Origin of the sequence: Roseobacter sp. GAI101 (genome assembly GCF_000156335.1) — a bacterium.
Lineage (GTDB): Bacteria > Pseudomonadota > Alphaproteobacteria > Rhodobacterales > Rhodobacteraceae > Sulfitobacter.
In genome coordinates, this window is the sequence record NZ_DS999215.1 from 214,989 (window position 1) to 228,816 (window position 13,828).

At 56.4% G+C, this 13,828-nt stretch carries 13 protein-coding genes and 1 riboswitch; of the genes, 11 read left to right on the top strand and 2 right to left on the bottom strand.

All coding sequences use genetic code 11. From position 1 onward, the window contains the following. The first annotated feature begins 12 nt into the window (after positions 1 to 12). Positions 13 to 987, top strand: coding sequence for a glycosyltransferase family 2 protein (locus RGAI101_RS20300; RefSeq protein WP_008229948.1), 975 nt, complete (start codon positions 13 to 15; stop codon positions 985 to 987). On the opposite strand, the gene RGAI101_RS20305 is transcribed toward RGAI101_RS20300, so the two are convergent. Continuing rightward, a complete protein-coding gene (locus RGAI101_RS20305) occupies positions 978 to 1,904 on the bottom strand; it encodes a NodZ family protein (protein WP_254655324.1) in 927 nt (308 codons plus the stop codon). The genes RGAI101_RS20300 and RGAI101_RS20305 overlap by 10 nt on opposite strands. A gap of 168 nt (positions 1,905 to 2,072) precedes the next feature. On the opposite strand from RGAI101_RS20305, the gene RGAI101_RS20310 reads away from it, so the two are divergent. Both RGAI101_RS20310 and RGAI101_RS20315 read left to right on the top strand, forming a co-directional pair. Next, the gene (locus RGAI101_RS20310) at positions 2,073 to 2,714 is read left to right on the top strand and encodes a polysaccharide biosynthesis/export family protein (protein ID WP_008229961.1); all 642 of its coding nucleotides are present in this window, start codon (positions 2,073 to 2,075) and stop codon (positions 2,712 to 2,714) included. Positions 2,715 to 2,892: 178 nt separating this feature from the next. Beyond that, on the top strand, positions 2,893 to 4,014 hold the full coding sequence (locus tag RGAI101_RS20315) for a hypothetical protein (RefSeq protein ID WP_037230417.1): 1,122 nt from the start codon (positions 2,893 to 2,895) through the stop codon (positions 4,012 to 4,014). Here the strand turns inward: RGAI101_RS20315 and RGAI101_RS20320 are convergent. After that, positions 3,977 to 5,224: a glycosyltransferase family 4 protein gene (locus RGAI101_RS20320; protein WP_008229928.1), complete on the bottom strand. Its 1,248-nt coding sequence runs from the start codon at positions 5,222 to 5,224 to the stop codon at positions 3,977 to 3,979. The two genes, RGAI101_RS20315 and RGAI101_RS20320, sit on opposite strands and share 38 nt — an antisense overlap. A 458-nt stretch (positions 5,225 to 5,682) precedes the next feature. Continuing rightward, positions 5,683 to 5,874: riboswitch (cobalamin riboswitch) on the top strand. A 102-nt stretch (positions 5,875 to 5,976) separates the two neighbouring features. Between RGAI101_RS20320 and nrdH the strand changes: the two genes are divergently transcribed. The 8 genes from nrdH (at position 5,977) to RGAI101_RS20360 (ending at position 13,452) form a co-directional block, all read left to right on the top strand. Beyond that, positions 5,977 to 6,198, top strand: a complete 222-nt coding sequence (gene nrdH, locus RGAI101_RS20325) for a glutaredoxin-like protein NrdH (RefSeq protein WP_037230513.1) — start codon at positions 5,977 to 5,979, stop codon at positions 6,196 to 6,198. Beyond that, positions 6,199 to 6,621, top strand: a complete 423-nt coding sequence (nrdI, locus tag RGAI101_RS20330) for a class Ib ribonucleoside-diphosphate reductase assembly flavoprotein NrdI (protein WP_008229970.1) — start codon at positions 6,199 to 6,201, stop codon at positions 6,619 to 6,621. Then, positions 6,603 to 7,658, top strand: a complete 1,056-nt coding sequence (locus tag RGAI101_RS22720) for a ribonucleotide reductase N-terminal alpha domain-containing protein (protein WP_302621190.1) — start codon at positions 6,603 to 6,605, stop codon at positions 7,656 to 7,658. The genes nrdI and RGAI101_RS22720 overlap by 19 nt, the downstream gene beginning before the upstream one ends. A gap of 32 nt (positions 7,659 to 7,690) precedes the next feature. Beyond that, a complete protein-coding gene (locus RGAI101_RS22725) occupies positions 7,691 to 8,731 on the top strand; it encodes a ribonucleoside-diphosphate reductase (RefSeq protein WP_008229888.1) in 1,041 nt (346 codons plus the stop codon). An 8-nt stretch (positions 8,732 to 8,739) separates the two neighbouring features. Further along, entirely contained in the window at positions 8,740 to 9,714 is a 975-nt protein-coding gene (gene nrdF, locus RGAI101_RS20340; RefSeq protein ID WP_008229988.1) for a class 1b ribonucleoside-diphosphate reductase subunit beta, read from the top strand. A gap of 206 nt (positions 9,715 to 9,920) precedes the next feature. After that, on the top strand, positions 9,921 to 10,682 hold the full coding sequence (locus RGAI101_RS20345; RefSeq protein WP_008230007.1) for a hypothetical protein: 762 nt from the start codon (positions 9,921 to 9,923) through the stop codon (positions 10,680 to 10,682). Positions 10,683 to 11,379: 697 nt separating this feature from the next. Then, complete coding sequence (locus tag RGAI101_RS20355; protein ID WP_037230422.1) at positions 11,380 to 12,780, top strand: selenium-binding protein SBP56-related protein; 1,401 nt, start codon at positions 11,380 to 11,382, stop codon at positions 12,778 to 12,780. Further along, on the top strand, positions 12,781 to 13,452 hold the full coding sequence (locus RGAI101_RS20360) for a hypothetical protein (RefSeq protein ID WP_037230424.1): 672 nt from the start codon (positions 12,781 to 12,783) through the stop codon (positions 13,450 to 13,452). It begins immediately after the preceding gene. Positions 13,453 to 13,828: the final 376 nt, after the last annotated feature.

Genomic DNA, 13,828 nt, shown 5'->3' on the forward strand with positions numbered 1-13,828 from the left:
CCGGCCGGCGCTTTGGAAACCATTGATGCAAAACCGCACGGTCAGACTGCCGACCTGACTGTCATCATCATCAGCTATAATACTAGACGGATGACCCTGAGGGCGATCGAGACGCTTTTTGCCAACACCCATGACACCCGATTTGACTGTGCTGTTCTCGACAATGCCTCGACTGACGGATCAGCACGGGCCATCGCCGCAGCGTTCCCGCAGATCAAACTGATCGCGTCGGGTGAAAATCTGGGCTTTGCCCGCGCGAATAACCATGTCGCGGCGCAATGTACCTCGCCCTATATCCTGCTGCTCAACCCTGACACTGAAACCCAGGCTGGGGCTGTTGACGCGCTGATGCGCTTTGCCGAGGCCCAGCCGCAGGCCGGCATCTGGGGCGGGCGCACTGTTTTTGCCGACGGGTCGCTGAACATCGCGTCCTGCTGGGCGGCACCGTCCCTGCGCAGTCTGTTCTTCCGCACCTTCGGGCTTAGCACACTTTTCCCACGCTCGGCCTTCATCAATGCTGAAACCTATGGCAGTTGGCCCCGCGACACCGCGCGCCAGGTCGATATCGTGGTCGGATGTTTCTTGCTGATCCGACGCAATCTTTGGGAAACGCTCAACGGCTTTCGACCAGAATATTACATGTATGGCGAAGATGCGGACCTGTGCCTTCGGGCCCGCAGTTTGGGATATCGCCCGATGATCACCCCTGACGCACAGATTGTGCATCATGTCGGGGCGTCTACACCGCGGAATGTGGAAAAAGCCCTGCTTGTCATGAAGGCCCGCGCGTCCCTGATTCAGGATCACTGGCCGCGCTGGAAAATTGGCTTTGGGATTTCCCTGATGTGGCTCTGGTCTGCGCTGCGCTTCGGAGCCACCCGGCCTTTTGCGGCATCATCCCATCCGCGGCTGCGCGCCAGCGCCGACAGATGGCAGACGATATGGACCAGACGACGCGCATGGCTGTCGGGCTATGATCAGGCGTAGTTCTGGATCCACCGCTTTGCCACGACAATCGGGGAAAGCCGGTCCACATCGTCCAGTTGCGCTGCCCCCATCCGCCCCAGATAGGAAGACGTGACGGAGAACGTCGAATGGCGCGAGTAGATCAGGTGATCGCAGCGCGCCAACTGCCACATATCGATCAAGGCGTTCTCTGCCTCATGCAGTTTTTCGATCTCCGATGTGGGCCAATGCAGCCGGCCGCCATCAGGTGCCAAGTATTTGGGGATATGGTGGATATTGGCAAATTCCGCCTGCATCTGCGCCTGCACCTGCGCGCTGTCCGTCGCCAGAAAGATCGGCGCGCCGGGCATCAGGCGCAAGCGCTTGTGCAAACTGGCCCGCACCCGGTGCAGCGGAATTTTCCGGTCTGTGTAACGGATGTGCACCCCGATGCTGGGTGTGCCCAACTTTGCGCTTAGCCCGTCAACGGCTGACAGAACGCGGTCATTGGGCGTAAAATATCGTTGAAGATACTCCGACATCACATCGGCTTCGCTTTTTCCGGAAAACCGTGGATCGCGGTGCAGATGCCCGGCCAACCTGCCAAACTTTGGCAGATAGGACCAGAAAACAGCAATGTCTTCGGGGGCGTCGAGCCGCGTCAGATCCGTGCACAACCGTCGATAGCCTGTCGGTTTTGAATGGCTGTCGGGCAGAAACCTGTCAATCATCTGCTGCGGGGTACGCCCCAAATGCCCCGTCCAGATCGCCGGTGACACCGGCACGCGCACGCCATCAAACGCGGCGCACTCCCGGGCAATCGGGGACTTGAACAACAGCGGATAGGCATTTTCACCGATCGGTGCATAGCTTCCATCGCGCCAGTCGATCACCGGATCGCGCCCGGTCAGGTCCGCATATACAAGCCCGCAAACAGCCGACAGAATCCGATTACCCAAGCCTCCCTTCCCTTTGATCAAAAGCACGCGGGAAGACATGTCGGGATACAGCCCTTGAGGATAGGAAATACTATGTATCTACAAGATCATGGACACAGATTAACAATCCATTAACCCTTGTCCCCGCAAAGTGGGTTTCAGAAAAATGATACTTCTGAAGGGAAAAGCATGCTTTGTCTGTCCGCCCGTGTGCCTGCGCATCTGCTTGTTCTGGCCGCGTTGATCATGGGGCTGCTGCTGGGCGCTCAGGGTGCTTTGGCACAACCCTACAAAATCAAACCCGGTGACGTGCTGCGGATCGAAGTATTGGAAGACCCCGCGCTGAACAGGTCTGTCCTTGTCACGCCGGACGGGCGCATATCGGTGCCGATCGCGGGAACGGTTCGCGCCTCTGGCAAAGCGGTCGAATCGGTGCAAAGCAACCTGACCGACCGCCTTGCCAGCGGTTTTGCCAATCCGCCCAACGTGTTCGTTTCCGTCGAACGGCTTGCTACGCCCAAACCCTATGTCCCGCGCCAGCCCCAAACTCCACAGACAATCTCGGTCTTCGTGGTGGGCGAAGCCGCCAAACCCGGCATGCTGACCGTGCCACCGCGGACAACCGTGCTGCAAGCTTTCGCTATGATGGGTGGCTTCACAAAATTCGCCGCTCAAAAGCGCATCCAACTGCGCAGAACCGACAAGCAAAGCGGTCTTGAGACAACCAGAGCCTTGAATTACCCGAGTATAGAGGCAGGCGCGGCCCAGGGGCGCACCCTGCTGATGGACGGGGATGTGATCCTTGTCCCACAACGCCGCCTTTTCGAGTAACCCGCGCTTTGGCGCAGTGCTAAGGGGTATGGTGTGATGGGCGGTCTGGCCAAAGGCGTTTGCGTGGTGATTGCCCTGGGTGCTCCTCTGGCGGCGCGGGCTCGATCTTATGACACGGGTGGCATTCAGCTGACATTTGGCACCCGCGTCGGCCTGCAGACCCGAAGCAACGCGACCCTTGACCCCGTCGCCCCCCGGACGGACCGGTACTGTCACGGGCGATTTGTCGATGGGCCTGCTGACCGAAACCCGCAGCCAGCGTTTAGCCTTTGATGTCGGCCTGAAGCTGCGCAATGCTGATGGGCCTGCCGGGGCGACCCCGTCCAGCGGTTTTGTCGATCCCTTTCTCGCTGTCCAACACGCGCGCGAAGCGGCCAGTGCGCGGCTGTCATTCGCGGCGGCATACCGTGAAACTGATCTGTCACAGAATGCCGATCTGGTCGGCCTCGCTGGCGATATCACCGACGCGACCGGCTCCGCCACACGCCGCTATGCGAATGTAGAAATGGGGCTGGAACGGGGCCTTGATACCCCTGTCAGCTACGGCATTCTGGCCCGTGTGGAAAACACCACCTACCATGACGGTGTCGCAACCGGGGTCGGGGGTGGCACGCTTAATGACACAAAACGCCATATGATCGCAGCATCATTGCACATGGACCTTAATCCCGCTGTTTGGCTGAGCAATACGCTAAGTTACAGATTATTCAGTGAAAGCGGGATTTCCGGCCGTCGCAAGACCGTGGATTTGGCCAGCGCTTTGCAACTACAACGCCCCTTGGGAGACCTGGATTTCACGCTGGGCTATACCGACACGCCCGAAGGCTACCGCCTGCGTGCGAGGATGAACCGTCAATACGAAACGACCGCAGGGCAGCTTCAGGCCGGGCTTGGTGTGGCCCGCGGTGTGACCGGTGACGCGTATGTTACCGGTAGCCTCCAGTTTCGGCAGAGCGTCCCCACCGGCAGGATCGAGGCGCGGATTTCCCGTGCACTGGCCAGCAGCGACCAGACCGACAGGGAAAGGCTGAATACAAGCCTGAATGTCCGATATCGCGTGCAAATTTCTGAACTTTCCGCCCTGATCCTAAGGGCCGATTGGGGTCGATCAAAGGACACGGCTAGCGGGCTGCGCACCACAAACAGCGCTGTCGGCATCACCTATGCCCGCGATTTGACGCGCACCCTGACATTAGAGGTTGGTCTGCGCCACCGTCGGCAACGCGATGATGTCACGGGCGCTGCCCGGTCGAACGAACTGTTTATCGGGCTCGGGCGCGTTTTCTTGACGCGCTACTGACAGTGTCTTTTTGCTTGGCAAATATGCGGGCATAAGCCGCCAGCAACTGCGGTTCTGAATGCGCCCAGGACAGATCATCAAGCACACGTTTGCGCCCTGCCCTGCCCATCTGCTGCCGCATCGCGTAATCGCCAATCAACATATTGATCTGACGCGCAAAATCTTGCGGGTCATTATTCTGAGCGTAAACGGCGGCGCTGCCAGCCGACACCCGCCCTTCCGTCAGGTCGAATTGAACGACAGGCTTTTCAAGGGTCATATATTCCATCACCTTGTTCATGGTCGAGATATCGTTCATCGGGTTCTTCGGATCGGGGGCCAGACCAATATCAATGGTATTCATCGCCGCCAAAAGATCGTCGTCGTAAAGCGCACCGGTAAACGTGAAATACGTCTCCAGACCCAAATCTGCGACGTGTTGGATCACCTCGTCGCGGGTGGGGCCGAAACCGATGATCACGAAATGCACGTCCCGGCGACCTAGCTGCCGTATCAGGTGATCGGCGGCGGCGACCAACAGGTCCATGCCTTCTTGCTGGCCTATCACACCAACATATCCCATTACGGTCGCAGCCCCCTTGCGATAGCTTTGGTCACCCGAAGCAGGCAGAAATCGTTCGGTATTTGGGGCCGATCTGACGACGAACACATCCCTCGGCTGCATCTTTCCCCGCCGGATCGCAATGTCGCGAAAGCTGCCATTCGTCGCGATCGACACCGAGGCGGTGGCAAAGCTTAACCGTTCCCAGACCCGCATCACCCCGTAAAGCAAGCCGCGTTTGCCGAATTTCGCCTCGAACAGTTCCGGGCAAACGTCATGGTGGTCGAACATGTAGCGCACGCCGCGCGGACGGTACCACAAGGCGAGCAAAAAGATCAGATCGGGCGGATTGCATCCCTGTATCACTTGAAACGGGTGTCTTTGCCAAATCTTGCGGGCGAGCCTGAACCAATGACGCATTGCCGACCCGTATTCGCGGGCATAGGCCAACGCGCCGGAATGCGCCTCTGGCGGGGCGGGGTGGCGGTAGATGTTGACCCCTTCGATAACCTCGAACGCAGCGTCCCAGCCCCGCCCCATGGGCGAGATGACCGACACCTCATAGCCTTCGCGCACCAGTGTCGTCGCCTCCAGCCAGACGCGGCGGTCTAGGGGCACCGGGAGGTTTTCAACGACGATCAGAATGTGGCGGTCGGAGGCTGTCGGCATGTCACACTTTGCGTCGAGGAAAGGGCTATGCTTTTACCTTTGGCCAAGAGGTATGAATTTTCCGTAAAACCGTTTTAAATTGACCGTATCTAGACCTTAGTCACGACTTGCGACACGTCGCCGTCCACTGCTTGTACGGTCATCAGCGCCCACCCTAACAGTTGGGTTTGGACATAGGCCCCAGATTATTCTCCCTCCCCTTTTTTTGGAGTGCTCATTCATCTGAGTAATCACAATCATTGCTGTTCGGTGTCACCCGGCGACTTCAACGGCTTAGGTTGAAAGCTGAAGAGAAGATCCTCATCCCATTTTCGGACATTCATTTGCGCCGCTGTGAAAGACCGGAAAGGGGCCAGTCTGCCAGGCTTTTTGCAACGCTATGAAAAGCTGCTCTCCGCCCAACACAGAAACTTTGATGGATATCAAAACTCTATATTGACACGAAATGTCGATTCACCCCAAAATGTAGGTGCTTTGGTTCCTGCGATGCGAGTCGCAGGCTAAGAGGGAAGCCGGTGAGATACCGGCGCTGCCCCCGCAACTGTAAGCGGCAAGTGTTGGCCTTTTACCCACTGATGCATCTGCATCGGGAAGGATGGCAACGCATTAGAGCCGTGAGCCAGGAGACCTGCCCGAGCACGATACGACAACCGCGAGCGGAGGGCTTGGGGACGTGTTTATGGATACAGTCCGGATGGGACAGTACCCTGCGCGCCCCTGTTCCTTTGTAAGAAAAATCAAAGGATATGGGCATGACCATCATTGTTTATTCAAAACCTTCTTGCGTGCAATGCACGGCCACCACCCGCGCGCTGGATATGCGTGGTCTGGACTACCGCGTTATCGACCTGACGCAAGATGCCGCCGCGATGAATGACGTGACCGAATTGGGCTACCGTCAGGTTCCGGTCGTTGTGGCGGGTGACGCGCATTGGGCCGGATTTCGCCCCGATATGATCGGCCAGTTGGCATAAATGGAAAAGGGCGGGCTGGTCTATTATTCGTCTGCGACGGGCAATACCGCGCGGCTGGTTGCAGCCTTGGGGGGCAATGCAATGCGCATTCCGATCCGTCCGTCCGATCCGATGCCATTGCCTGCCGGTCCCTTTGTGCTGATCTGTCCGACATTTGCCGATGGTGCAGGGCGCGGGGCTGTCCCCAAACAGGTGATCGGGTTTTTAAATGCCCCCGCCAATCGCGCCTTGCTGCGCGGTGTGATCGGCGCGGGGAACCGCAACTTTGGGGCCACATTCGCCCTTGCTGGCGATGTGATCGCCCAGAAATGCAACGTGCCCGTGCTCACCCGGTTCGAGCTGGCAGGAACAGACATGGATATCGCCCGCATCCGCGACGGGCTGGACAAATTTTGGAGAACGCAATGCTTGATGACGGTATAGATGCAGGAATGGACTATCATGCGCTGAATGCGATGTTGAACCTGTATGACTCTCAGGGTCATATCCGGTTTGACGCCGACCGCATGGCAGCGCGTCAATATTTCCTTCAGCATGTGAACCAGAACACCGTTTTCTTCCATTCGCTGGACGAAAAACTCAGTTATCTGGTCGACGAAGGATATTACGAAGCGGCGGTCCTTGACGGATACCCGCGCGCCTTCCTTCACCTGATCTGGGAGGCCGCATTTGCGCAAAAGTTCCGTTTTCCAACGTTTCTGGGCGCGTTTAAATATTACACCTCCTACACGCTGAAAACCCGAGACGGGAACCGGTTTCTGGAACGCTACGAGGACCGCGTGGTCATGACCGCGCTAACGCTGGCTCGTGGCGATCAGGTGCAGGCGATGGCGTTCATGCATGAAATCCTGTCTGGCCGTTTCCAACCCGCCACGCCCACGTTCCTTAATGCCGGAAAACAAAGCCGCGGAGAGCTGATATCCTGCTTCTTACTGCGGCTCGAAGACAACATGGAAAGCATCGGGCGCGGTATCAATTCAGCCCTGCAACTGAGCAAGCGTGGCGGCGGCGTCGCCTTGATGTTGACCAACATTCGTGAACAAGGCGCGCCAATCAAGGGGATCGAAAACCAGTCATCCGGTGTCATCCCCGTGATGAAGCTGCTTGAGGATTCTTTCTCCTACGCCAACCAACTGGGCGCGCGGCAAGGTGCAGGCGCGGTATATCTGAACGCACACCACCCTGATATCTTGCGCTTTCTTGATACCAAGCGCGAAAATGCGGATGAAAAAATCCGTATCAAAACGCTCAGCCTTGGCGTGGTGATCCCGGACATCACCTTTGAGCTGGCCAAGAAAAACGAGGATATGTACCTGTTCTCGCCGCATGATGTTGAACGTGTCTATGGCCTGCCGTTTTCGGATATTTCAGTAACCGAAAAATACGCCGAGATGGTCGACAACAAAACGCATCCGCAAAAAGAAGATAAACGCGCGGGAATTCTTTCAGACCCTCGCTGAAATCCCAGTTCGAGAGCGGCTATCCCTACATCATGTTCGAAGACACGGTGAATAGCGCCAACCCGATCAACGGGCGCATCGCGATGTCGAACCTGTGCTCGGAAATCCTGCAAGTGAACGAGGCCAGCACGTTTCACGATGATCTGGGATATGACCACCTTGGCACGGATATCTCTTGCAACTTGGGGTCGCTTAACATCGCCAAAACGATGGACGGACCCGATTTTGGCGCGACGGTCGAAACCTCCATTCGGGTGCTGACGGCTGTGTCTGAAATGTCGTCGATCAATTCGGTGCCATCCGTGCGGCGCGGCAATGACGAAAGCCATGCGATCGGGCTGGGACAGATGAACCTGCACGGCTATCTGGCGCGCGAACGCATCCACTATGGCAGCGCCGAGGGGGTCGAATTTACGTCCGTCTATTTCGCCGCTGTCACCTATCACGCTATTCGCGCGTCGAACCTTCTGGCACAGGAAAAGGACGAAACCTTCAAAGACTTCGCAACCTCCACCTATGCCAGCGGTGCGTTCTTTGAAACCTATACCACCCGCGACTGGCTGCCAGAAAGTGACGCGGTAAAGGCGCTGTTTGACGGCAAAGATCTGCCCACCCGTGAGGATTGGGCCAAGCTGCGCGATCTGGTCATGGAACACGGGCTGTATAATCGCAACTTGCAGGCAGTGCCGCCCACAGGCTCCATCAGCTACATCAACAACTCAACGTCTTCGATCCATCCCATCGTCAGCAAGATCGAAATTCGCAAAGAGGGCAAGATCGGGCGCGTCTATTACCCTGCCCCTTTCATGAATAACGACAACCTCGAATTCTACCGCGATGCCTACGAGATCGGGCCCGAAGCGATCATCGACACCTATGCCGCTGCAACCACCCACGTGGATCAGGGCCTGTCGCTGACCCTGTTCTTCCCCGCCGATGCCTCGACCCGCGACATCAACCGCGCCCAAATCTATGCGTGGAAGAAGGGCATCAAAACCATCTACTACATCCGCCTGCGCCAAACCGCCCTTGAGGGGACGGAAGTCGACGGCTGCGTTTCCTGCACATTGTGAGGCCCGATATGAAAGACCTTGACCACGCCCCCGCCGTACCCCGCGCCGTCAACTGGAACCGCATCCAGGACGACAAAGACCTTGAGGTCTGGAACCGTCTGACCGTCAATTTCTGGCTGCCCGAAAAGGTGCCGCTTTCCAACGATGTGCAAAGCTGGGCCACATTGAAACCGGACGAGCGCACGCTGACGATCCGGGTTCTGACGGGGCTGACGCTGCTTGATACGATCCAGAACACCGTTGGCGCGCCGTCGCTGATGCCCGATGCACAGACCCCGCACGAGGAAGCCGTGCTGACCAACATCGCGTTCATGGAAGCCGTGCATGCGCGGTCCTATTCGTCGATCTTTTCGACGCTGTGTTCCACAAAGGAAGTCGATGATGCCTTTCGTTGGTCAGAGGACAACCCGCATCTTCAAGCAAAATCCCGTTTGATTTTGCAAGAATACAACGCCACAGCCGACCCGCTGAAGCGCAAGATCGCATCGGTGTTTCTGGAGAGTTTCCTGTTCTATTCGGGCTTCTATCTGCCGATGTATTGGTCCAGTCGTGCCAAGCTGACCAACACGGCCGATCTGATCCGCCTTATCATCCGTGACGAGGCGATCCATGGCTATTACATCGGTTACAAGTTCCAACGCGCCACCGAACAATTGCCACAGGCCGACCGCGACGCTCTCAAGGATTTCGCATTTTCGTTGATGTTCGACCTCTACGAGATCGAGGCGCATTATACTGCCGAATTATATGACGATCTGGGCCTGACCGAGGACGTGAAAGCGTTTCTGCACTATAACGCGAACAAAGCGCTGCAAAACCTGGGGTATGAGGCGCTGTTTCCCGCGCAAGTCTGCGAGGTGAACCCCGCGATCCTTGCTGCTTTGTCTCCCGACAGTGAAAACCACGACTTCTTTTCAGGTAGCGGTTCATCTTATGTCATCGGCAAGGCGGTAGCGACAGAAGACGAAGACTGGGATTTCTGACACCAAAATATGCGTCCGGATCATTCAATGGCTGAGCGTTCGATGATCGGGTCGCGGCCCGTCACGTGTCTTCGACGGTCGTGGCGGCTGGTTCCCGTCGCTTTGGGTTGATGCATATCATCGCACGTATTGCGCCAGAATCTAAGGTTGAGCGTGGAAAGCCCCTGGATTCGGGGTGCTGCTGTACAGGATGGGAGAGCATTGCGATGCCGCTTAAGTCATTCATGCGTTGGCTGACGTTTGTGTTTGCGATGACGGTACTCTCCATTCCGGCGCAGGCCGAGACCTATGTTGGCACCAATATCGACAGCCGCGTATTGCTGGGCCTGAAGGTAAATCCAGACGGCATACAGGGGTTGATGCCTGAAGGCTGGGCTTCTATTCCTTTCCCTGACGGGCCGTTGAAGGGGGCGAACCTGCTCTTTGCGCTGATTGATGGTGTGCTGGAGATGGAAGCGGATGGTAAGCCGCTCGACCCTGCCAGCCGCCGCGCCGCTGTGTTGGTGGGCCTCGGCAAGAATGATGACGCCGTACGCATGTTTGTCCTTCGAATTATGACAACTGTCCCTGACCGCAACCCTTACGGTGTGGCCACCGCTGCCGAAATAGCGCGCACCAAGTCGCTGAGTGGCCCGGCCAATGGCGGTCGGACGAGTTTCGACGAGTGGCGGATCATGCCTGCCGGCGGTGGCGAACTCGTTTTTACGCTAAATTACACGACAGGCAAACGCGGCTGGAGCCAAGGCGAAGTTGCCCCTCACTCGGCCGCCAACCCGGATTTCTCTCGCATCTATCGCTATGATCAGATGGTCGATCTGGTCGTCAGCAAAACACTTGGCAAGCCGTCCAGCGGCGAGTTCAGTCTGACCGGCACGGTAGCGGAATTGGACACCGTCTTGGACGGCTCGCAGGAGACAATCGCGGTCATGGATGTGCCGGTCTACGTGAGGAAAGTGTTTCTTCCGTAGTTCGTTCTGTGTTCCCGGATGGATCGCTGTTGGTAAAGGCCCCCAAGGGTGGCCAAGCGCAGGAAGCGGGCTCTGCAAAGTGATAGGCACCAAGTTCGGTTGCCGGATGTGACCGGAGCAAGACTAATGTTCAGCGATAAGGTGGCAAGCTGTGACGCGCCCGTCAAACCGGCCATTCTCTCCAGATGCGACGGTCTGAAAGCGGCGAATTCACACTTGGCGTACATCTTGGAACTGCAGCGCGGTTTGTGGCAGCATCCTGGAATGATCGAATTCCGCACTCTCCCCATTCACCATCCCAACCTTGGAGATATGCGCGAAAGCACGGGTCAATCGGTCTGACCAAACAATGCCCCTTTGCGATCACACGGCTCACGGCGACTTCGGATTTCCGATGTCACTCTACTCCGGTACAAACAACCGGATTTGCGCGCCCCAAACAGTCTAACCTGCACTGAAGGCCGACCGAAGTCGCCATTTTCGACTGCCACTGACCGTTAAGACAAGGTCAATTAAGGCTCCATTGCCAAACTGACAGTTCTGTACTGGTCAAATTTGACTCAGAGTTTGGTCAACTTTGATGTTATGCTTTTGATGTCAGCAGTCGCTGCGTTGAAACGCGCATTTTCAAATAGACAAAAGAGGCCCCAAAAAATCAGCCCCAACAGGGCATTCATTTCAAACCGGGAGGAACGATATGAACCTTAGACCTGACCCCACATTCCATGCATCGCCAAAATTGGCCATGCAAGCACCTGTTGAAAACTACGCTTTTACCGTAATGCTCAGCCCTGATGGTTCACAATCTGATGGCATCGCCGTCATTGACCTCAAGCCTGGTTCAGACACCTACGGCCAGATCGTGCATCAGGTGATCGTTCCAAACAAAGGCGACGAATTTCATCACTTCGGCTGGAACGCCTGTTCATCTTCTCTCTCACCGCTGTCGGGCCACGCCTTCCTTGAGCGACGCTACTTGATCGTGCCGGGTATCCGTTCCTCGCGGATCTACGTAATCGACGTAAAAGACCCGCTAAAAGCTCGTATTCACAAGACGATCGAGCCTGAGGAACTGTTCGCCAAGACCGGCTATTCCCGACCCCATACGATCCATTGCGGGCCTGAAGGCATCTATGTCTCGTGCCTTGGTGGTAGCGGTAAGGATGGTACTGACGGCCCTCCGGGTATTTTTATCATGGACTGTGAAACCTTCGAGATCATCGGCCAGTACGAGATGGATCGCGGCAAGCAGGACAAGCACTACGATTTCTGGTGGAACCTGCCGCAGGACTACATGGTCAGTTCCGAATGGGGGCTGCCACCACAGTTTGAAAATGGTCTCGTCCCAGAGGATCTGCTGTCCAATAAATACGGCCACTCCATCCATTTCTGGAACCTGCGCGCGCGCAAGAATATTCAAACGATTGATTTCGGCGCGAACTATCAGATGGCCCTGGAAATTCGACCTGCGCATGATCCCACAAAGTCTTATGGGTTCTGCGGCGTAGTGGTTGATACCACAAACCTGCAAGGCGCGATCTTTACGTGGTGGCGCGATGACGAGGGGGTTTGGCAGTCCAAGAAAACCATCACCATTGATCCGCGTCCTGAAGATCCTGCAAACCTGCCGCCTTTACTGCAAGGGTTTAAAGCCGTGCCCCCTCTGGTCACGGACATCGACCTAAGCCTGGATGACAAATACCTATATGTGGCGTGCTGGGGGTTGGGCGAGATGCACCAATACGATGTTACCGACCCGATGAACCCAGTGTTGACGGGAAAGGTAGAATTGGGCGGCATCGCCAAGGGCGAAAAGCATACCAACGGCAAGCCCTTTGCATATGGACCGCAGATGGTTGAAATCAGTCGTGACGGAAAGCGAGTATACTGGACCAACTCGCTGTATTCCACATGGGACGACCAGTTCTATCCGAATGACGAAGGTGGGCAGATGGTGATGGCCGATGTGGGAGAGAACGGGGGGCTGACGCTCAACAAAGATTTCTACATTGAGTTTCCGAAAGGCCTTCGCTCACACCAGATCCGACTTGAAGGCGGGGACTGCTCTACCGACAGCTTTTGCTATCCGTCCGTCTGAATGATTGAAGATCTAACCTCTGTGACGGCCCTTTGGGGGGCCGTCATTTTTTCTGGCCTCTATCATGGCATTAACCCCGGCATGGGCTGGCCACTTGCCGTCTCGGCAGCACTGATGGCTCGAGATCACACGGCAATGCCAAGGGCATTGGCCATGCTTGCCCTCGGACATTTTCTTGCGATGATCGGCATCTTACTTCCGTTCTCCATGATGATCGTGCTGGTCGAATGGCAGGCTGAAATTCGCATCGTCGCAGGTTTTTTGGTCATCGGAATGGGGCTCTATCTGCTGATCAATCGCCGACACCCGAGGTTTTTGGCGCGGGTGCATCCCGCGCGACTGGCGCTTTGGTCATTCCTCGCTGCAATGGCACATGGCGCAGGGCTCATGTTACTCCCTATCTATCTGGGGATTTGCACCCTTGGCGGGGATGAAACGGGCCACCTTGCCGCGCAAAACCTGATGAACAACAGTGTGACCACGGCCTTTGCAGTTGCCGGTGTGCATACTTTGTCCATGACCATCGTCGGAGGGTTGATCGCCACCGCGATCTACTTTTGGCTGGGCCTTAAATTTGTTTCTCGAACATGGTTCAATCTTGATATCGTCTGGGCGTTGAGCTTGGTTCTGGTCGGCGCGTTCGGCGTTTATTCAGCTCACATGGGTCATTGATTAGGATTTTCAGGGCGTTATCCTGTTTCAAATGAAACCTTTGCGCAAAATGCGGCAAATGACCCGTTTTGCGCCTCAACGACTGCCTTGCGTGTGGCCATTCATGATGGCTGGAAGGAAGCTGGTTAGATCGTTATGCGGTTCAATCACGTTCAATTCGCATGTCTCGATCATCACCGCGCATGTGCCCGGCAGTGCGCCAGTTGGATGGGGCGCGGTTGTACAAGTGCTCGGATCATGCCTGCCTCGCAGGCCCCTTTTCAGTCGCATGACTGATACATAACGACCTGTCGCAGCCTTAGACAAACGGTCTAAGCGCGCGGATGTTGAATAAAATTGGTGCCATGCATATATTTAAAAGGCAACTTTCGAGGTC